This window comes from Nocardioides plantarum (assembly GCF_006346395.1).
Lineage (GTDB): Bacteria > Actinomycetota > Actinomycetes > Propionibacteriales > Nocardioidaceae > Nocardioides > Nocardioides plantarum.
The window spans coordinates 1,047,469-1,065,897 of sequence record NZ_VDMS01000001.1; the positions used below are offsets into that span (position 1 = coordinate 1,047,469).

Annotated in this window: 22 protein-coding genes and 1 pseudogene; 10 read left to right on the top strand and 13 right to left on the bottom strand. The window is 72.0% G+C overall.

The window, feature by feature from the left end; translation table 11 throughout:
- Window positions 1-46: 46 nt before the first annotated feature.
- Entirely contained in the window at window positions 47-985 is a 939-nt protein-coding gene (gene miaA / locus FJQ56_RS04870) for a tRNA (adenosine(37)-N6)-dimethylallyltransferase MiaA (RefSeq protein WP_140008033.1), read from the bottom strand.
- A 61-nt stretch (window positions 986-1,046) separates the two neighbouring features.
- Here miaA and FJQ56_RS04875 point away from each other — a divergent pair, with 61 nt between their 5' ends.
- From FJQ56_RS04875 to FJQ56_RS04890, 5 genes are read left to right on the top strand one after another with little or no spacing between them, the layout of a single operon-like run.
- On the top strand, window positions 1,047-1,253 hold the full coding sequence (locus tag FJQ56_RS04875; RefSeq protein WP_211350876.1) for an Rv0909 family putative TA system antitoxin: 207 nt from the start codon (window positions 1,047-1,049) through the stop codon (window positions 1,251-1,253).
- Complete coding sequence (locus tag FJQ56_RS22010; RefSeq protein ID WP_170215259.1) at window positions 1,250-1,414, top strand: hypothetical protein; 165 nt, start codon at window positions 1,250-1,252, stop codon at window positions 1,412-1,414. The genes FJQ56_RS04875 and FJQ56_RS22010 overlap by 4 nt, the downstream gene beginning before the upstream one ends.
- Window positions 1,411-1,956, top strand: a complete 546-nt coding sequence (locus FJQ56_RS04880; RefSeq protein ID WP_140008035.1) for an NUDIX hydrolase — start codon at window positions 1,411-1,413, stop codon at window positions 1,954-1,956. The genes FJQ56_RS22010 and FJQ56_RS04880 overlap by 4 nt, the downstream gene beginning before the upstream one ends.
- A gap of 20 nt (window positions 1,957-1,976) precedes the next feature.
- A complete protein-coding gene (locus tag FJQ56_RS04885) occupies window positions 1,977-2,282 on the top strand; it encodes a hypothetical protein (protein WP_140008036.1) in 306 nt (101 codons plus the stop codon).
- Window positions 2,279-2,668, top strand: coding sequence for a hypothetical protein (locus FJQ56_RS04890; RefSeq protein WP_140008037.1), 390 nt, complete (start codon window positions 2,279-2,281; stop codon window positions 2,666-2,668). Before FJQ56_RS04885 ends, FJQ56_RS04890 begins: the two co-directional genes overlap by 4 nt.
- A 159-nt stretch (window positions 2,669-2,827) precedes the next feature.
- On the opposite strand, the gene FJQ56_RS04895 is transcribed toward FJQ56_RS04890, so the two are convergent.
- Both FJQ56_RS04895 and miaB read right to left on the bottom strand, forming a co-directional pair.
- Window positions 2,828-3,559, bottom strand: a complete 732-nt coding sequence (locus FJQ56_RS04895) for a Type 1 glutamine amidotransferase-like domain-containing protein (RefSeq protein ID WP_140008038.1) — start codon at window positions 3,557-3,559, stop codon at window positions 2,828-2,830.
- A 9-nt stretch (window positions 3,560-3,568) separates the two neighbouring features.
- A complete protein-coding gene (gene miaB / locus FJQ56_RS04900) occupies window positions 3,569-5,056 on the bottom strand; it encodes a tRNA (N6-isopentenyl adenosine(37)-C2)-methylthiotransferase MiaB (protein WP_140008039.1) in 1,488 nt (495 codons plus the stop codon).
- Window positions 5,057-5,204: 148 nt separating this feature from the next.
- Between miaB and FJQ56_RS04905 the strand changes: the two genes are divergently transcribed.
- The 4 genes from FJQ56_RS04905 to FJQ56_RS04920 all read left to right on the top strand — a co-directional run bounded on the left by FJQ56_RS04905 (window position 5,205) and on the right by FJQ56_RS04920 (window position 8,476).
- Window positions 5,205-5,990 (top strand): amino acid ABC transporter ATP-binding protein, encoded by a 786-nt coding sequence (locus tag FJQ56_RS04905; protein WP_140008040.1) that lies wholly within the window; start codon window positions 5,205-5,207, stop codon window positions 5,988-5,990.
- 13 nt (window positions 5,991-6,003) lie between these two features.
- Window positions 6,004-6,819, top strand: a complete 816-nt coding sequence (locus FJQ56_RS04910; RefSeq protein ID WP_140008041.1) for a glutamate ABC transporter substrate-binding protein — start codon at window positions 6,004-6,006, stop codon at window positions 6,817-6,819.
- A 98-nt stretch (window positions 6,820-6,917) separates the two neighbouring features.
- Entirely contained in the window at window positions 6,918-7,607 is a 690-nt protein-coding gene (locus FJQ56_RS04915) for an amino acid ABC transporter permease (RefSeq protein WP_140008042.1), read from the top strand.
- Window positions 7,604-8,476, top strand: coding sequence for an amino acid ABC transporter permease (locus FJQ56_RS04920; protein ID WP_140008043.1), 873 nt, complete (start codon window positions 7,604-7,606; stop codon window positions 8,474-8,476). The genes FJQ56_RS04915 and FJQ56_RS04920 overlap by 4 nt, the downstream gene beginning before the upstream one ends.
- Before the next feature lie 3 nt (window positions 8,477-8,479).
- Here FJQ56_RS04920 and FJQ56_RS04925 read toward each other — a convergent pair whose 3' ends face one another.
- From FJQ56_RS04925 to FJQ56_RS04945, 5 genes are read right to left on the bottom strand one after another with little or no spacing between them, the layout of a single operon-like run.
- The gene (locus FJQ56_RS04925) at window positions 8,480-9,532 is read right to left on the bottom strand and encodes an META domain-containing protein (protein ID WP_140008044.1); all 1,053 of its coding nucleotides are present in this window, start codon (window positions 9,530-9,532) and stop codon (window positions 8,480-8,482) included.
- The gene (locus FJQ56_RS04930; protein ID WP_140008045.1) at window positions 9,529-10,038 is read right to left on the bottom strand and encodes a SigE family RNA polymerase sigma factor; all 510 of its coding nucleotides are present in this window, start codon (window positions 10,036-10,038) and stop codon (window positions 9,529-9,531) included. The genes FJQ56_RS04925 and FJQ56_RS04930 overlap by 4 nt, the downstream gene beginning before the upstream one ends.
- 35 nt (window positions 10,039-10,073) lie before the next feature.
- Complete coding sequence (locus tag FJQ56_RS04935) at window positions 10,074-10,559, bottom strand: hotdog fold domain-containing protein (RefSeq protein WP_140008046.1); 486 nt, start codon at window positions 10,557-10,559, stop codon at window positions 10,074-10,076.
- A 42-nt stretch (window positions 10,560-10,601) separates the two neighbouring features.
- On the bottom strand, window positions 10,602-10,988 hold the full coding sequence (locus FJQ56_RS04940; RefSeq protein WP_140008047.1) for a VOC family protein: 387 nt from the start codon (window positions 10,986-10,988) through the stop codon (window positions 10,602-10,604).
- Complete coding sequence (locus FJQ56_RS04945; protein ID WP_140008048.1) at window positions 10,985-11,776, bottom strand: methyltransferase domain-containing protein; 792 nt, start codon at window positions 11,774-11,776, stop codon at window positions 10,985-10,987. The genes FJQ56_RS04940 and FJQ56_RS04945 overlap by 4 nt, the downstream gene beginning before the upstream one ends.
- 46 nt (window positions 11,777-11,822) lie before the next feature.
- On the opposite strand from FJQ56_RS04945, the gene FJQ56_RS04950 reads away from it, so the two are divergent.
- The gene (locus tag FJQ56_RS04950) at window positions 11,823-12,332 is read left to right on the top strand and encodes a MarR family winged helix-turn-helix transcriptional regulator (protein WP_140008049.1); all 510 of its coding nucleotides are present in this window, start codon (window positions 11,823-11,825) and stop codon (window positions 12,330-12,332) included.
- A 71-nt stretch (window positions 12,333-12,403) separates the two neighbouring features.
- Here FJQ56_RS04950 and FJQ56_RS04955 read toward each other — a convergent pair whose 3' ends face one another.
- The 5 genes and pseudogenes from FJQ56_RS04955 to FJQ56_RS04975 all read right to left on the bottom strand — a co-directional run bounded on the left by FJQ56_RS04955 (window position 12,404) and on the right by FJQ56_RS04975 (window position 18,422).
- Window positions 12,404-14,197 carry an ABC-F family ATP-binding cassette domain-containing protein gene (locus tag FJQ56_RS04955; protein WP_140008050.1) on the bottom strand — a complete coding sequence of 598 codons (1,794 nt, stop codon included), beginning with the start codon at window positions 14,195-14,197 and terminating at the stop codon, window positions 12,404-12,406.
- 11 nt (window positions 14,198-14,208) lie between these two features.
- Complete coding sequence (locus FJQ56_RS04960) at window positions 14,209-15,132, bottom strand: 4-(cytidine 5'-diphospho)-2-C-methyl-D-erythritol kinase (protein WP_246083992.1); 924 nt, start codon at window positions 15,130-15,132, stop codon at window positions 14,209-14,211.
- A pseudogene (gene rsmA, locus FJQ56_RS04965) lies at window positions 15,129-15,986 on the bottom strand (16S rRNA (adenine(1518)-N(6)/adenine(1519)-N(6))-dimethyltransferase RsmA). The gene FJQ56_RS04960 and the pseudogene rsmA overlap by 4 nt, the downstream one beginning before the upstream one ends.
- 30 nt (window positions 15,987-16,016) lie before the next feature.
- Window positions 16,017-17,228 (bottom strand): resuscitation-promoting factor, encoded by a 1,212-nt coding sequence (locus FJQ56_RS04970; RefSeq protein ID WP_140008051.1) that lies wholly within the window; start codon window positions 17,226-17,228, stop codon window positions 16,017-16,019.
- Window positions 17,229-17,534: 306 nt separating this feature from the next.
- On the bottom strand, window positions 17,535-18,422 hold the full coding sequence (locus FJQ56_RS04975) for a TatD family hydrolase (RefSeq protein ID WP_140008052.1): 888 nt from the start codon (window positions 18,420-18,422) through the stop codon (window positions 17,535-17,537).
- Window positions 18,423-18,429 lie beyond the last annotated feature (7 nt).

The following is an 18,429-nucleotide window of genomic DNA, read 5'->3' on the forward strand; positions in this document are numbered from 1 at the left end:
CGACTCCCGGCCGCGACTCCCGGCCGCGACCGGTCCGCAGACCCGCTCACCCGTCGAGCCGCGCCACGGCACGCAGCGCCTGCTCGACGCGGTCCGGGGCGTCGTACGGGACCCAGACGATGCGCGGGTCCTTGGTCAGCCAGCCCATCTGACGGCGAGCGAAGCGGCGCGTCGCGAACACGGTGCGCTGACGTGCCTCCTCCAGGGTGAGCCCGCCCCCCAGCAGGGCCGCGGCCTGCGCGTAGCCGATCGCGCGCGAGGCGGTGCGCCCCTCGGCCAGCCCCTCGTCGAGGAGCCGCTCGACCTCGGCGACCAGCCCCGCGTCGTACATCTCGTGGACGCGCTGCTCGATGCGCGCGTCGAGGGTCTCGCGGTCGATCTCGACGCCGACCTGGACCGTGCGCGGCTCGGTGTAGGTGAGCTGGGGAAGCGAGGCGGAGTAGGGCCGTCCGGTGATCTCGATGACCTCCAGCGCCCGCACGGTACGGCGCCCGTTCTCGGGCAGCATCCGCGCGGCCGCCTCGGGGTCGGCCCGCGCGAGCCGCTCGAACAGCGCGGCGGGCCCGACGGCGGCCAGCTCGGCCTCCCAGCGGGCGCGGACCGCCTCGTCGGTGGCGGGGAACTCGAAGCGGTCGAGGATCGCGCGGGTGTAGAGCGCCGACCCGCCCACCAGCACCGGCGTCGTACGACGGCCGCGCAGCTCGGCCACGACCCCGCGGGCCCACTCCTGGAACAGGGCCACCGTCGCCGGCTCGCGTACCGAGAGCAGGTCGAGCAGGTGGTGCGGGATGCCGCGGCGCTCGGCGACCGGGAGCTTGGCGGTGCCGATGTCCATGCCGCGATAGACCTGCATCGCGTCGGTGTTGACGACCTCGCCGCCGAGCCGCTCGGCGAGGTCGAGCGAGAGGCCGGTCTTGCCCGCCGCGGTCGGGCCGACCACGGCCACGATCGGGGGCCCGAGCAGGGGGTCGCGGCGCTCGGGCATGTCAGTAGTGTGGCGGTGCTCGCATCGAACTCACCGACTGGAGGAGGATCTCGTGGGCTTCATGGACACGATCAAGGGCAAGGTCGGCGTGGCCGTCGACAAGCACGGCGACAAGATCGCCGGGGGGATCGACAAGGCAGCGGCCGCGGCCGACAAGAAGACCGGCGGCAAGCACCACGACAAGATCGTCAAGGCCACCGGCAAAGCCAAGGACGGGCTCGACCGGCTCGACGGCAAGAACGACGACATCCGCGACCAGCGCCCATGACGCAGCCGGTCCCCGAGGAGTCCAACGAGGCCTACGACCTCGACAGCCCACCCCCGGGCGAGCACGAGAGCGAGGCCCCCGGCGCCGACGACGGCGCCCAGGCCGAGGAGGCCGTGCAGGAGGAGAACGCCGGCACCACGCTCGACCAGCCGTCGCAGTGAGCTCGTCCCCCACCGCGGGCTCCGCCGGCACTGCGGCGACGGACGACGACGGCTACTCCGAGCGGTACGCCGCGGAGCACGGCCGGTTCGTGGTCGTGCCGGCGTCCTACGTCTTCCTGCTGCGCCCCGGCACCGACGACCCGAGCCGCACCGAGGTGCTGCTGCAGCTGCGGCGCGGCACCGGCTACATGGACGACCACTGGGCCGCCGCGGCCGCCGGTCATGTCGAGCGCGGCGAGACGGCGTACGACGCGGCCCGGCGCGAGGCCCTCGAGGAGGTCGGCGTGAGCAACCTCGACCTCGCCTTCGTCACTGCCATGCAGCGCACCCGGCACGACCAGCCGATCGACGAGCGCATCGACTTCTTCTTCACCGCCCGCAGGTGGACCGGCGAGCCCCGCATCGTCGAGCCCACCAAGTGCGCCGACCTGCGCTGGTTCGCCCTGGACGCACTGCCCGACCCGGTCGTCCCGCACGAACGGGTGGTGCTCACCGGTCTGCGCGACGACAGCATCGATCCCTACACCAGCGTCGGCTTCTAGCCGACGCGTCTGGAGGCACCATGTCCGAGAGCGACACCCACCCGACCCCGGACGACCTGGGTCCCATGCCCGAGGCCGAGATCGAGCCCGGCGAGCCCAACCCCGGCGGCATCGACGCCGTCAGCCAGCCCGACGGCACCGACGAGGAGGCCGAGCCGCTGACGCGCGACCTCGACCCCGACGACAACCCCGTCACCGGTGAGATCCCGCTCGAGGTCAAGCAGACCGAGGACACCTCGACCGAGGCGACCCAGGAGAGCGGCGACGAGGCCGCCGACGAGGACCCGGGCGACGGCGGCACCTCCTCTCATGAGTCGCCGGCATGAGCGGGGCCGACGACGGCACGGGCGCGAACCCGGACGACGAGATGACCGCCCACGCCGGCGCCGACGACGGTGTCGACCACGACCACCTCGAGCTGACCGACTCCGACCAGGACACCGCCGGCGACATGGGCGTCAGCTCCGAGCGGGTCGGTCCCACGGGCCCCGGCCAGGTGGGCACGACCGGCACCCGCGATGTCGGTCCGGCCGACCGCGACGCCGACGCCGACGTGCCGCCCGAGCAGGCTGCGGGCGGCCCCGAGCAGAACCCCGACCCGCCGGTCCCGCCGGTGGCAGGCTACTCGAGCAGCGACCCGCGCTCGAAGGGCGAGGAGCCCTCCCGGCCCCGAGCCGAGCGCGAGGTCGACCGGCGTCCTGACGAGGACTGAGCGGCGCGCGGTTCGGGCCGGTCGACTCGCGCAATCGAACGAGTTGGGGGCTCGTGGATGGGGTGGGAGGGACCTGACTCGTTCGATTGAACGGGTTGGCCGCGCTCTCGGCGCCCAGACGGGCCCAACCCGTTCGATTGCACGAGTTGCCGGGCCCGCTCAGCGCAGCAGCCGCGTCTCCAGCGTCGTCTCGACCGCGGTTCCGTTCGGCCCGCGCTCCACGAAGTACGCCGAGGCCCCGGCACGCTCCGAGAGCGCCTCGACCATCTCGGTGCCGCGGTAGAGCACGCCCGCACCGTCGTCGGTGGCGTAGCCGGCCGGCAGCGCCCCGGAGCCGATCAGCGACTGGAAGAGCGGGCGACGCTGCTCCTCGGAGTCGTAGTGCACGCCGTTGGAGTAGGGCAGGAAGCCCAGCCCGTTGGTGATCGGGCGCAGGTCGGGGCCGAAGGAGTCGGTGGTGCCGCCGAGGTGCCAGCAGATCGATCCCGCACTGACGCCGGTCAGCACGACCCCCGCCTCCCACGCCGCGCGCATCGCCTCGCCGACGCCGTGGAGCTCCCACATGGCCAGCAGCCCGGCGACCGAGCCGCCGAAGACCCACACCACGTCCTGGGCGAGCAGGTGCTCGGTGAGGTCGGGGACGTTGGGCATCATGAAGAGCTGCAGGTGGGAGCCGTGCCAGCCCTCCTCGACCGCCATGTCGTAGAAGTTGTGGATGCCCTCGGCCGAGTCGCCGCTGGCGGTGCCGAGGTAGCAGACCCGGGGTGCCCGGCCCGTGACACCCGACAGCTCCACCGCGTGGTGGGTCAGCGCCCCGACGGACCACCGGGTCCGGACGCCGTAGTCGATGCCACCGGAGGTGGCCAGGATCGTGGGAGCATCAGCAGGCACCGGGCGACCCTACGTGCAGGCAGGCGCCTCGGGAAGCCTGGCGGGCACCCCCACGGTCGGCATCCCGAGACCCACCCCGGCCACGACCGGGGCGGAGGTACGGCGTTCCCACGCGTCGCCCGAGCGCGTACGCCGCGTGGCCAGGACGCGGTCGGCGACCAGGTGGTGCGGGGCGGCATAGGTGATCTCGACCGTGGCCACGTCGCCGGGCCGCACCGGCTCCAGCGACGCGTCGGGCACGCTGAAGTGCACGAGCCGGTTGTCGGGGCCGCGGCCCGAGAGGCGCAGCGTGGCGGCGTCCTTGCGGCCCTCGCCCTCGGACACCATCAGCTCGACGGTACGTCCGACGAGGGCCTTGCTCTCGGTCCAGGCGACGTCGTTGACCACGGTGACCAGGCGGTCGTAGCGGTCGCGCAGCACGTCGGCCGGCACCTCCCCGGGCATGGTGGCGGCCGGGGTGCCGGGACGCTTGGAGTACTGGAAGGTGAACGCGCCGGCGAACCGCGCCTCTCGCACGACGTCCATCGTCGCGAGGTGGTCCTCCTCGGTCTCGCCCGGGAAGCCGACGATGATGTCGGTGGTGATAGCGGCCTCGGGGATGGCGGCGCGGACCCGCTCGATGATGCCGAGGTACTTGTCGCGCCGGTAGGAGCGCCGCATCATCCGGAGCAGGCGGTCGGAGCCGGACTGCAGCGGCATGTGGAGCTGGGGCATCACGTTGGGGGTCTCGGCCATCGCCTCGATGACGTCGTCGGTGAACTCCGCCGGGTGGGGGCTGGTGAAACGCACCCGGTCGAGGCCCTCGATCGAGCCGCAGGAGCGCAGCAGCTTGGAGAACGCCTGGCGGTCACCGAACTCGACGCCGTAGGCGTTGACGTTCTGGCCCAGCAGCGTCACCTCGGAGACCCCCTCGGCGACCAGCGCCTGGATCTCGGCCAGCACGTCGCCGGGACGGCGGTCCTTCTCCTTGCCGCGCAGCGCCGGCACGATGCAGAACGTGCACGTGTTGTTGCACCCCACCGACACCGACACCCAGGCGGCGTAGGCGCTGTCGCGCTTGGTGGGCAGCGTCGACGGGAACACCTCGAGCGACTCGAGGATCTCGACCTGCGCCTCCTGCTGGCTGCGGGCCCGGTCGAGCAGGGCCGGCAGCGACCCGATGTTGTGGGTGCCGAAGACGACGTCGACGTAGGGCGCCCGCTCGGTGATCGTGGCGCGGTCCTTCTGCGCGAGGCAGCCGCCGACCGCGATCTGCATCGCCGGGTTCTTGGCCTTCACCGGCGCGAGGTGCGACAGGTTGCCGTAGAGCTTGTTGTCGGCGTTCTCGCGCACCGCGCAGGTGTTGAAGACGACGACGTCGGCCTGCTCGTCGCCGGGCGCCGCGGTGTAGCCCGCGTCCTCGAGCAGGCCGCTGAGCCGCTCGGAGTCGTGGACGTTCATCTGGCACCCGTAGGTGCGGACCTGGTAGGTGCGGGGCGCGGCTGGCGTGGTTGGCATGACAGTCGTCAAGGGTACGGCGACCGCCCGGGCGCGTCGGAATCACCGGCCGGGATCACCCTGGATCGACAGCCCCACCCGCGTCGCCTAGTCATTCCGGGGGGTGGTGATGGCCCACTCGGACTATCTAAGGATAGGGTCCCCTCGCATGACGACGCTGGAGAAGGACCCCGACGCCGGCGCCGGTGGCGCGCCCGGCGACCCGCTCGTCGTGCTCGAGCACGTCGACAAGTGGTACGGCGACCTGCACGTCCTCCAGGACATCAACCTGTCCGTGGGCCGCCGCGAGGTGGTCGTCGTGATCGGGCCGTCCGGGTCGGGCAAGTCGACGCTGTGCCGCACGATCAACCGGCTCGAGACCATCGACCAGGGCTCCATCACCCTCGACGGCCAGCCGCTGCCCCAGGAGGGCAAGGCGCTGGCGGGACTGCGGGCCGAGGTCGGGATGGTCTTCCAGTCCTTCAACCTCTTCGCGCACAAGACGATCCTCGAGAACGTCACGCTCGGGCCGATCAAGGTCCGCAAGCAGTCCCGCAAGGACGCCGAGGCACGAGCGCGCGAGCTGCTCGACCGCGTGGGCGTCGGCCACCAGGCCGACAAGTACCCCGCACAGCTCTCCGGCGGTCAGCAGCAGCGGGTCGCGATCGCCCGGGCGCTGGCGATGGACCCCAAGGTCATGCTCTTCGACGAGCCGACCTCGGCGCTGGACCCCGAGATGATCAAGGAGGTCCTCGACGTGATGGTCGACCTCGCCGAGCGCGGCATGACGATGATCGTCGTCACCCACGAGATGGGCTTCGCCCGGACCGCCGCCGACCGCGTCGTGTTCATGTCCGACGGTGCCATCACCGAGGAGAACACCCCCGAGTCGTTCTTCACCAACCCCCAGAGCGATCGGGCCAAGGACTTCCTCGGCAAGATCCTCAAACACTGAAGGAGCACACCTCATGCGGTTCTCTCGGATCACCGCCACCCTGGCCGCCCTCGGCCTGTCCCTGTCACTGGCCGCCTGTGGCGGCGACGACGGCGACAGCGCCGGTGGCGGCGACAAGATCAAGATCGGCATCAAGTACGACCAGCCGGGCCTGGGGTTCCGCGAGTCCGACGGCAGCTTCACAGGATTCGACGTCGACATGGCACGCACCATCGCCAAGGGCCTCGGCTACGACGAGAGCGACATCGAGTTCGTCGAGGCGGTCTCGGCCAACCGCGAGACGTTCCTCCAGAACGGCACCGTCGACATGATCCTTGCGACGTACTCGATCACCGACGAGCGCAAGGACGTCGTCGACTTCGCCGGCCCCTACTACGTCGCGGGGCAGGACCTCCTCGTCTCCGCCGACAACACCGACATCACCGGCCCCGACTCGCTCGACGGCAAGAAGCTCTGCTCGGTGACCGGCTCGACGTCCGCACAGAAGGTCAAGGACGAGTACTCCGACGGCGTGCAGCTGCAAGAGCTCGACTCCTACAGCAAGTGCGTCGAGGCGCTGCTCGGCGGCCAGATCGACGCCGTCACCACCGACGACATCATCCTGGCGGGCCTGTCCAACGCCAACCCCGGCAAGCTCAAGGTCGTAGGAGCGCCGTTCTCGGAGGAGAAGTACGGCGTCGGGCTGCCCAAGGACTCCGACAAGCGCGACAAGATCAACGACATCATCGAGGCGTCCTTCACCGACGGCGGCTGGAAGAAGGCGTTCGACGACAACCTCGGCGACTCGGGCTACCAGCTGCCCGCGCCGCCGTCGGTCGACCGCTACTGAGTCACCCGCGTGGCGCGGCCGATCACCTGGCCGCGCCACGCGCCTGAACGACCGTCCCGACCGATGTCCTTCCCTCTCACGACCAGCCAGGAGCCGCCGTGGACGTGATCGCCGACAACTTCCCCGCGATCCGCGACTCGTTCTTGCTGTGCCTACAGCTCGCGTTCTTCAGCGGCGTCCTGTCCCTGGCGCTCGGCACGGGGCTGGCGGTGTTTCGGGTGAGCCCGGTCCCGGTGCTGCGCCTCATCGGGGCGACCTACGTCAACGTCGTGCGCAACACCCCGTTGACCCTGGTGATGCTGTTCGTGCTCTTCGGGCTGGCCTACCAGCTCGGCCTCACCCTCGACGACGAGCTGCTCTACCGCAACAACTTCTGGTTGGCCGTGCTCGCCCTGACGCTCTACACCTCGACGTTCGTGTGCGAGGTCCTACGATCGGGCATCAACACCGTCCACGTCGGGCAGGCCGAGGCTGCGCGGGCGATCGGGTTGACCTTCACCCAGAACCTGCGCCACGTGATCCTGCCGCAGGCGATCCGCGCGGTGATCGCTCCGATGGGCAGCGTCATCATCGCTCTCACCAAGAACACCACGGTCGCCGTGGTCATCGGGGTCACCACGGCCGAGATGGTCAACGAGCCTGCGGGCTTGATGCGCGCGCTCATCAACGCCAACGGCGACGTCGTACCGCTGCTGTTCCTTACCTTCGCGCTCGGCTTCGTGATCATCACCCTGCCGATGGGGCTGGCCACGACCTGGGCCGCGAGCCGACTGAGGGTGCGCCGATGACCTCCGTGCTGTACGACGAGCCCGGACCGCGCGGCCGGCTCGTCAACCGGGCTCTCTCGGTCGTCGCGCTGCTCCTGCTGCTCGCCGTGGGCTACTGGGTCTACGCCAAGCTGGACGAGACCGATCAGTGGGCCTCGGAGAAGTGGAAGCCGCTGTTCGAGGGCGAGGTTTGGTCCAACTTCTTCATCCCCGGTATCGAGGGCACCCTGAAGGCGTTCGGTCTGGCGTCCGTGCTCGCCGTGGTCTTCGGCCTGGTCTTCGGGATGGCGCGGATGTCGACCTTCGCCCCCGTGCGCTGGGTGGGCGGGATCGTCGTGGAGTTCTTCCGGTCGGTGCCGCTGCTGATCCTGATGTTCGCGATCTACTACCTGTGGAGCATCACCCTCGGCTACCAGGCCAACATCTACATGGCGGTCGTGCTCGGCCTGATGCTCTACAACGGCTCCGTTCTTGCCGAGGTGCTCCGAGCCGGCGTGGCCTCGCTGCCGTCGGGCCAGGCCGAGGCCGGTCTCGCGATCGGGCTGCGTCGCACGCAGGTGATGCTGAGCATCCAGCTGCCGCAGGCGGTCCGGGCGATGCTGCCGGCGATCATCGCCCAGCTCGTGGTGCTGCTCAAGGACACCGCACTGGGCTACATCCTCGCCTACAACGAGCTCGTCAACCAGGTCAACAAGGTCTCGCGCGGCAACACGCTCCAGGTCATCGTCGTGGTCGCGCTGATCTTCATCCTGATGAACTGCTCGCTCTCGGGCTTCGCCTCCTGGCTCGAGAAGCGGCTGGGTCGCACTAGCAGGTCGTCGGGAGGCGTGACGCCCGTCGACCCCACCGGGCTGGTGCCGGGTGGCGCCCTCGTCGGCCGGGCCACCTGAGCCTCAGACACGCTCGTAGACCGCGAGCGCGGTGCCGTCCGCACCGACCAGCACCAGATGGTCGTCCGGGGTGAGGCGGAGCTGGGTGGCGTCCATGACGCCGAACCCGCTCGGCGCGCATCCAGGGGGCGGGCACATCACGGCCGTGCCGTACATCTGCCCGCTCTCCAGGGTCCCGTCGGTCCTCACCCGGATCGCGACGCCATACCCGTTGGCATCGTCGGAGTACGTCAGGTCGAGGCTCGCCCGGCCCGCAGCAGCGACGTCGAGGCCTCGCTCCGCCCCTGGTGGGACCGGGCCTCCGTCGACCCGGACGACGGTCCACGCGCCGACCACGTCGTCGCGGTCCGTGACGAGACGGCTCTCCGGCACCGAGACGTCGTACGGCGTGGCTCGGCCGGTGGCCGGGTCGACCACCCAGCCCTCGGGCAGCGGCTGCAGGGTGTCGACGATCTCGGAGACGTCCTGCTCGGAGGCGATCTCCTTCAACCGCAGGACGACCTGGTCGGTGACCACCGTCCGCGAGCACCCGGGGTCGCAGACGAGGGGGGACGCCCCGAACGGGACGTGCTTGCCGGTCAGGAGCCCCACCGAGGGCGGCTCGTCCCCGGTGGCGTAGCAGTAGCTGGCGTCGATCTCGAGGTAGTAGAACCCCGGCCCCTCGTCCTGGACCGCGCCGATGCACCTCGTCGTGGTCCGAGCCCACTCCCCCGGTACGGCGACCATGTAGCCGCCCTGGGAGATCCAGCGCGTGCCGGCCGGCGCGACCGGGCCGGCCGAGGTGGGCGTCGCCGAGGTGGACGCGGCCGAGGTGGACGCGGCCGAGGTGGACGCGGCCTGCGCCGCCTCGTGCCGGCGCGTCGTGGCGCCCCCACCCGGCAGCGTGACCGCCAGCGCGACGACCGCGACGGCGGCGACCGCTCCCCCGGCGGCCAGCCGTCCTCGCACCCGCCGCCGGCGGGCCGACCGCGCGGTGTCGAGCAACCCGGCCGGCACCGGCGACGCGACGTCCCGGGCGAGCAGGTCGAGGTGGTCCTGGGCGTCTGATCGGGTCATGAGGGTCCTCCGGGTCGGAGCTCGGCGAGGCCGCTGTCGGCGGCGAGGGTGGCGAGCGCGCGCGAGAGGCGGCTCTTGACGGTGCCCGGCGCGATGCCGAGCACCTCGGCGACCTGCGCCTCGGTGAGGCGCACGTAGTAGGTGAGCGCGACGACCTCGCGCTGCCCCACGGACAGCCCCGAGAGCGCCCGCGACAGGGCGTCGGCGGCGTCGACGCGGGCGGCCTCGTCGGGACCACCGACCTCGGGCAGCACGTCCACGGACGTCTCGGGGCGGCGGCTGCGACGGCGTACGGACTCACGGAAGGTGTTGAGCAGGACCTGGGAGACGTAGGCGTCGCGGTGGGTGGCGCGGCTGACCCGACCCCAGGCGAGGTAGCACTTGACGAGCGTGGACTGGGCGACGTCCTCGGCCTCGGGCAGGGAGCAGCCGAGCGACACCGCCGCCCGCACCAGCGTCAGCCAGCGGGCGGCGGCGTACTCGGAGAAGTCGGTGTCTCGGTCCATCGCAGTCAGGATGCCGCCGGACCGCGGATGGTTCCCTACTTCTTCGTCGGCTTGGGAGTCACCCAGAGCCTGATGACGCCCTCGATGACGACGGTGCCGTCGTCGCGCACGCCTCGGACCCGGACCGGCACGTGCGGGTCGTCGCCGGTCCACTGCCCGGGGTCGGTCTCGGCGGTGCAGGTGATGTCGCTGGTCGCCTTGGCCGGGTAGGTGACCTCCATGCCCTGGGGGATCCAGCGCTTGTCGGCGGGGATCGTGGCCTCGGCCAGCGCCCCCATGGCGGCCTCGAGCCCGTTGCACAGCGCGATGGCGTGCACGGTGCCGAGGTGGTTGTGGACCCCGCGGCGCTTGGGGATCACGAGCTCGGCATAGTCGGGCCGGATCTCGACGAAGCGCGGCCTGATCGTCGCGAAGTACGGCGCTTTCTGGCTGAACAGGAGGGAGAAGACGCGCTTGCCGAGGCGGTCGCCGACGACCGGGAGGCCGCTCGCGGTGCGCCACAGGGAGAGGACCTGACTCATGCGTCCACCCTAGGGCCAGATGCTACCGATCAGTAACGTGGCTCACGCCGGCACGAGCAGCTCGACCCGGTTGCCGTGCGGGTCGCGGACGTGGACCCGCACGAAGCCGTCGAAGGTGTGCCGCTCGGTGTGGTCGACCTCGTGACCCGCCGCCGCGAGCCGGTCCGCGGTGCGGTCGAGCCCGGCCACGTCGTCGAGCAGCAGCGCCGGATGGGCCCTGACCGCCGGGCGGAACGGGTCCTCGACGCCGACGTGCAGCTCGGCCGTGACCGCGCCGTCGTCGTCCCGGGCGCGGAACCAGGCCCCGCCACGGGCCCGCAGCGCCTCGGGCTTGGCGACCTCGGTCAGGCCGAGCCCGTCGACGTAGAAGGCGCGCGCCGCGTCCTCACCACCGGGCGGGCAGCCGACCTGGACGTGGTGCAGCCTCATGCGTCGGCTCCCCTCGTGCGGGCGACCACGAAGATCCGCCGGAACGGCAGCACGACGGTGCCGTCGGCCCGCACCGGGTACGCCGCCGCGAGCCGACGACGGAACTCCGCCTCGAACGCCGGGCGCACGTCGTCGGGCAGGGCCTGCAGCGTGGGTCGGGCACCGGTGCCGCTGACCCAGGTGAAGACCGGGTCGGCACCGGAGAGCACGTGCAGGTAGGTCGTCTCCCAGACGTCGACCTCGACGACCCGGTCGAGCGCGGACAGCGCGTCGAGGTAGGTGCCGGGCTCGTGGCTGTCGGGCACGGCCACCCCGGCCGTGTGCGCGGCGTACGGCGCCTCGGCGGCCAGGTCGCGCCGGATCGTGTGGCTCGGCTCGTCGAAGTTGGCCGGGACCTGGAAGGCCAGCGAGCCACCGGGCGTGACGGCCTCGACGAGGCCGGACAGCAGGTCGAGGTGGTCGGGGAGCCACTGCAGCGTCGCGTTGGAGAGCACGACGTCGGCGCTCCCCCGCCAGGCGCGGAGGTCGCCGACCTCGAACTCGATGCCGGGAACCGCTGCGTGCGCGGTGGCGATCATCTCGGGACTGCTGTCGACCCCGGTCACCCGCGCAGCCGGCCAGCGCGCGGCCAGGAGCGCGGTGAGGTTGCCCGGACCGCAGCCGAGGTCGACGACCGCGGCGGGCGAGGTCGGGGCGACGCGGGCGAGCAGGTCGGCGAACGGCCGGCCACGCTCGTCGGCGTAGGTGAGGTAGCGGGCAGGGTCCCAGGTGTGCGTTGTCTTGACCATAAGTATCTTGATATCAAGATTCTCGACGTTTGGCTAGACTCCCGCCATGACGGAGCCGAGGGACGAGGTCGACGACCTCGTCGACGCGTGGGCGCGCGAGCGCACCGACCTCGACCTCGACCCCGTCGCGGTGTTCTCCCGGATCTCGCGGCTGGCCCGCCACCTCGACCTGGCGCGGCGCCGGGCGTTCAGCGCCCACGGCATCGAGTCGTGGGAGTTCGACGTGCTCGCCGCCCTGCGACGCGCGGGGGCGCCGTACGAGCTGTCGCCGGGGCGGCTGCTGCGCGAGACGCTGGTGACCAGCGGCACCATGACCAACCGCGTCGACCGGCTGGCCGCACGCGGGCTGGTCGAGCGCTACCCCGACCCCGCGGACCGCCGCGGCGTCATCGTGCGCCTGACCCCCGAGGGCAAGGCCGCGGTCGACGGGGCGTTCGAGGCCCTCCTCGACGCCGAGCGGGCGCTGCTGTCCGGTCTCCCGCCCCGCGACCAGGTCCGCCTCGCCACGCTCCTGCGCACCCTGCTCGCGCCCTTCTCCGCCACCGAGCCGGGATAGTCCCTGACGTAAATCAAGGATCCGGTCGCCCGATCGTTGATTTACGTCAGGGACTATCCCGCCGGCCGAGGTCAGCCGCCGAGGACCTCGGAGGCCTCGAGCCACTCGAGCTCGACATCGTCCTTCTCGGCCAGGACGGCCTGGAGGTCGGCGGAGATTGCGGCGATGGCGGCGTAGTCGGTGCCGGCGGCGAGGACGGCGGCGTTGAGCTCGGCCTCGCGGGTGAGGAGCTTCTTGAGCTGCTTCTCGAGGCGGGCGACCGCCTTGCGGGCGTTGCGCTCCTCGGCCGAGCCGGCCTTGGCCTTGCCGGAGGCGGGTGCGGCCGGCCCGCTGGACGACGCGGGTGCGGGGCCGCCGGTCGCGACAGGGGTGGTGGCGGTGACCGCCCGGCGCTCGAGGTACTCGTCGACGCCGCGCGGGAGCATCGAGAGCTGGCCGTCGCCGAGCAGCGCCCACACCGAGTCGGTCACGCGCTCGAGGAAGTAGCGGTCGTGGGAGACCACGACCAGGGTGCCGGGCCAGCCGTCGAGGAAGTCCTCGAGGACGGTGAGTGTCTCGATGTCGAGGTCGTTGGTGGGCTCGTCGAGCAGCAGCACGTTGGGCTCGGTCAGCAGCAGCTTGAGCAGCTGGAAGCGGCGCCGCTCGCCACCCGACAGGTCGCCGAGGCGGGCGGTGAGCTTGTCGCCGGTGAAGCCGAACCGCTCGAGCATCGAGGTCGCGGTGATCTCGCCGTCCTTGGTCACCGTGACGCGTCGGATGGCCTCGACCGTGGGCAGCACGCGGCCCATCGGGTCGACGTCGTCGAGGGCCTGGGTGAGGTGCTGCATCGCGACCGTCTTGCCGAGCTTCATCCGGCCCTTGGTCGGCGCCAGGGTGCCCGACAGCAGCGACAGCACCGACGTCTTGCCGGCGCCGTTGACGCCGACGATGCCGACCCGGTCGCCCGGGCCGAGCCGCCAGGTCGCGTCGGTCAGGAGCTTGCGCTCCCCGCGCTGGAGGTCGACCTCCTCGACGTCGATGACGTCCTTGCCGAGCCGCTGGGTCGCGAACTTCTGCAGCTCGAGCCGGTCGCGGGGCGCCGGCACGTCCTCGATGAGCTTGTTGGCGGCGTCGATGCGGAACTTGGGCTTCGCCGTACGGGCGGGCGCGCCGCGGCGCAGCCAGGCGAGCTCCTTCTTGGCCAGGTTCTGGCGTCGCGACTCGGAGGCGTCGGCCTGACGGGAGCGCTCGGCCTTGGCCAGCACGAAGGCGGCGTAGCCGCCCTCGTAGACGTCGACGGCGCCGTCGTGGACCTCCCAGGTCCACTGGCAGACCTCGTCGAGGAACCAGCGGTCGTGGGTGACGACCACGAGCGCCGAGGTACGCCGCCGCAGGTGGTCGGCCAGCCAGGCCACGGCCTCGACGTCGAGGTGGTTGGTCGGTTCGTCGAGGACGATCAGCTCGTGGTCGCCCAGGAGCAGCGCGGCGAGGGCACAGCGCCGGCGCTCACCGCCCGAGAGGCCGTGGACCGAGCGGTCGAGCTCGACGCCGGCAAGCAGCTCGGTCACGATGCCGCGCAGGGTGGAGTCGGCCGCCCACTCGTGGTCCTCCAGGCCGCGGAGCACCGCCTCGCGCACGGTGTGGGTGTCGTCGAGCTCGTCGCCCTGGTGCAGGTAGCCGACGAGCAGGCCGCGACTGCGCGAGACGCGGCCGGTGTCGGCCTCCTCGATGCCGGTCATCACCTCCAGCAGCGTGGTCTTGCCGTCGCCGTTGCGGCCGACGATGCCGATCCGGTCGCCCGAGGTGATGCCGAGGGAGACGTTGGCGAGCAGCGGACGGACGCCGTAGGACTTCGAGACGCCCTCGAGGTTGAGGAGGTTGGACATCAGATGGGCCTCTAGACGTGGCTGGGGACGAGGTGGGAGCCGGCCACGGCGCCGTTGGCGACGAGGACGACGGGATGGCCGGTGCGCATGAGCGCGCCGGCGAGGTCACGGGCATGGTCGGCGGACTCGCACAGGAACACGACGGTCGGACCGGAGCCTGACACGAGACCGCGCAGCGCCCCCTCGGACTCGCCGCGCTCGATGAGGAGGCCGAGCTCGGGGCGCAGGTCGATCGCGGGGTCCTGCAGGTCGTTGTGGAGGGTGCGGGCCAGGCTGAGCGGCTGGCCGGTGCGCAGGGCGTCGAGCAGCTCGTCGGCGCCGGGCGGCGTCGCGGGGGCGTCGGGGAACAACCGGTCGAAGTGGGCGTAGACCACCGGCGTCGACATGCCCTCGAGGCTGGGGACCAGCACCCACCACCAGGTGCCCGCGTCGGTCACCGGGTCGACGAGCTCGCCGCGACCGGTGCCGAGCGCGGTGCCGCCGATGAGCGCGAAGGGCACGTCGCTGCCCAGGTCGGCGGCCAGGCGCAGCAGGTCGTCGTCGCTGGTGCGCAGGTCGTGCAGGCGGTCGAGCGCGACGAGGGCCGCCGCGGCGTCGGCCGAGCCGCCGGCGAGCCCGCCGGCGACGGGGATCGCCTTCTCGACGACGAGTCGGCCCGTGAGCTCGCGGCCGTGGTGGCGCCCGAGCAGGGTGGCGGCCCGGTGGGCCAGGTTGCTCGCGTCGGTGGGGATGACGCCGGCGTCGACCCAGTCGGCGGTGGCGAGCTCGACGCTCAGGTCGTCGGCGGGGTGGGCGGTGAGGTCGTCGCACAGCCCGACGGCCTGGTAGACGGTCGTGAGCGGGTGGAAGCCGTCGGCACCGACCGCACCGACCCCGAGGTGCAGGTTGATCTTGGCCGGGGCCCGCACGGTCACCGCGGTCGGGACGGTGATCACGCGGCCCTCAACCCCTCGGCGATGCGCGCGAACTGCTCGACGGTGAGCATCTCGCCGCGCGCGAGCGGGTCGATGCCGGCGGCGTCGAGGGCGTGGTCGACCCGGCCGCCGTCGGCGAGGTTGCGCAGCGCGCCGCGCAGCGCCTTGCGCCGGTGGGCGAACGCGGCGTCGACGACGGCGAACACCTCCTCGCGCGTGGCGGTGGTCGCCGGCGGGTCGCGGTGGACCCAGGCCACCAGACCCGAGTCGACGTTGGGGGCCGGCCAGAAGACGTTGCGGCCGATCGACCCGGCGCGGCGCACGTCGGCGTACCAGGCGGCCTTGACCGACGGGACGCCGTAGGTCTTGCTGCCGGGGCCGGCCGCGAGGCGGTCGGCGACCTCGGCCTGCACCATCACCAGGCCGCGCCGCAGGCTCGGGAGCAGGGCCATCAGGTGCAGCAGCACCGGCACCGAGACGTTGTAGGGCAGGTTGGCGACCAGGGCCGTGGGTGGCGGCCCGGGCACCTCGGTGACGCGCAGCGCGTCGACGTGCACGAGCTCGAACGCGGCGACCTGGTCGGGCGCGTGCGCGGCGATGGTCTCGGGCAGCAGGGCCGCCAGCTTGTCGTCGATCTCGAGGGCGACCACGCGGTCGGCGACCTCGAGCAGGGCCAGCGTCAGCGACCCGAGCCCGGGGCCGACCTCGACGACGACGTCGTCGCCGGTGATACCCGACTCGCGCACGATGCGTCGCACGGTGTTGCCGTCGATGACGAAGTTCTGGCCCTTCTACTTGGTGGGACGCAGGTCGAGCGAGTCGGCCAGACGACGTACGTCGGCCGCCCCAAGAAGTCTTGGAGCGGCCGACGTCATGGTCGTCAGGCTAACGACGACGTGAGGTGCTCAGGTGGGCAGGCCCAGCTTGGCCGCGCAGCCCGGCCACGCGCCGTAGCCGCCGGAGGCGTCACGCAGTCGCGTGGCGACGGCGATCTGGGTCTCGCGCGAGTTGTCGCTCGGGAGGCCGGTGCCGCCGTAGGCCCGCCAGGTGCCGACGTTGAACTGCAGGCCGCCGTAGTAGCCGTTGCCGGTGTTGATGGACCAGTTGCCGCCGGACTCGCACTTGGCGAGCTGGTCCCAGACGGTGCTGCCACCGGCGAAGTTGGCCGGCGCCGAGGGCTTGCTCTTCGTCGACGACTCGGGCGTGGAGACCTCGGGCTCCGGCTCCTGGGTGCCGACCTTGATCAGCGCGGAGACGGGCTTGCGGGTGACCTTCTGCTTGACGACCTTGCGGGCGACGACCTTGCCGTTGATCACGGTGATCCGGTAGGTCAGGTCGCGCCGACCCGTCGTGCCCTCGCGGACCACGTCGGTCTTGCCCTGCTCGAGGGAGTCGTCGTCCTGCTCGACCGTGGTGAAGTCGATGGCCTGGCCGCTGACGCGCTTGGTGGTGTAGCGGACGTCGGTGAAGACGATCTTGTCGCCGGCCTCGACCTTGGCGGCGCGGGCCGGGGTGGTGCGGTCGTGACGGTCGAGCGTGACGCCGACCTGGCGCAGGGCGTCGGCGACGGTGGTGGCGGGCAGCCAGCGGACGACCTGCTTCTTGCCGGCCAGGCGGAACGTGAGCCGCTTGGACGTGACCACCTTGAGGGTGACGCCGTCGCGGCCGATGCTGAGCCCGCGGCTGGTGTCGAGGCGGGCGTTGTCGAAGTCGGAGCCGATCTGGCCCAGCGCGGAGGCCACGTCGGTGGCCGTCACCCAGTGGACCTCGGTCTTGCCGTCGACGGTGAGCTCGACCGGGCGACCGAAGCGCACGCTGATGCGGCTGCCGTCCTCGACCTCCTCGTCGAGCGAGGGGCTGACCAGGTCGTGCTCGCCCACCTCGATGCCCGCGCCGTCGAGGACCTCGGCCACGGTGTCACCGTCGGCACTGATCTGGCGGTCCTGTCCGTCGACGCTGACCGTGACGGACTTGTCGAGGGCTGCGTAGCCGAGCGTCGTACCGGCCACGGCCAGCACGACGCCGACGACGAGGGTGGCCAGGAGCTTCTTGCTGTGCAGCGAGCGGCGCAGGGTGCCGCCGAGGGAGGGGGGCTGGGTGCCGGGAGTGGCAGTCATCTGGTTCCGAACGTCGAGCTCCCCGGGCCTCGGGCGCCGGCGCCCCACGTCGCGACCCGGGTTCCGGGCCGCTCGTCTGCGGGTGTCGGGCCGTGCTCCAGGGTCTGGAACCAGGCCATGACGCGCGCCGGACGGGTCTTCCCGATCCCGGCCAACGCCGTCAAGAACAACGTGACCGCGACCAGAAAGCAAACTCCCGGCGGTGCGTGCCGCGGATTTCGTGGTCGGAATCACGGCTCGTCGCCCGTCGCGTCACTCGAGTCACACCAGCCTCATCGCCCGGGCTGACGCCCAGCTCACGACGGGCTACCAGCGACCGCCGAACGCGACGTCGGTGTTGGCGTCGATGGCGCGGCACAGGGTCTCGAGGTCGTCACCGCGGACCTCGGCCATCGCGCGGACGGTGAGGGGCACGAGGTAGGACGCGTTGGGGCGGCCCCGGTAGGGCGTCGGGGTCAGGAACGGCGCGTCGGTCTCGACGAGCACCCGGTCGAGGGGGGTCACCGCGAGGGCGTCGCGCTGCGGCTGGGCGTTCTTGAAGGTCACGGTCCCGGCGAAGGACAGGTGGGCACCACGGTCGAGACAGCGTCGGGCCAGGTCGGCGTCGCCGGAGAAGCAGTGCATCACCCACCGCTCGGGCGCCCCCTCCTCGTCGAGCACGGCCAGCACCTCGTCGTGGGCGTCGCGGTCGTGGATGACCAGCGTCTTGTCGAGCCGCTTGGCCAGGTCGATGTGGCGCCGGAACGACTCCACCTGAGCTGCCCGACCGTCGTCGCCGGTGCGGAAGTGGTCGAGGCCCGTCTCCCCCACCGCCCGCACCTTGGCGTGGGCCCGCGCGAGGTCCTCGATCTCGGCCATCGCCTCGTCGAGGCGCCCCGCGGCGGCCAGCAGCGGGGCCTCGTTGGGGTGCAGCGCGACCCCGGCCACGATCGCGTCGTACGACGCTGCCGCCTCGACCGCCCAGCGCGCGCCCGGCAGGTCGCAGCCGATCTGCACGATGCGGGTGACCCCGACCGCCGCGGCCGCGGCGAGGGCGTCGTCGGTGCCGAACCACTCGCCGTCGGCGATGTCGAGGTGGCAGTGGTTGTCGACCACCGGGTGCGGGAGCGGCTCGGGGGCCGGCGGGCGCTCGCGGTCGCGGCGCGAGCCGCTGGTCTCCTCGGTCGCGGCGCGGGCGCGGGTGGGCTCGCTCATGGGCTCG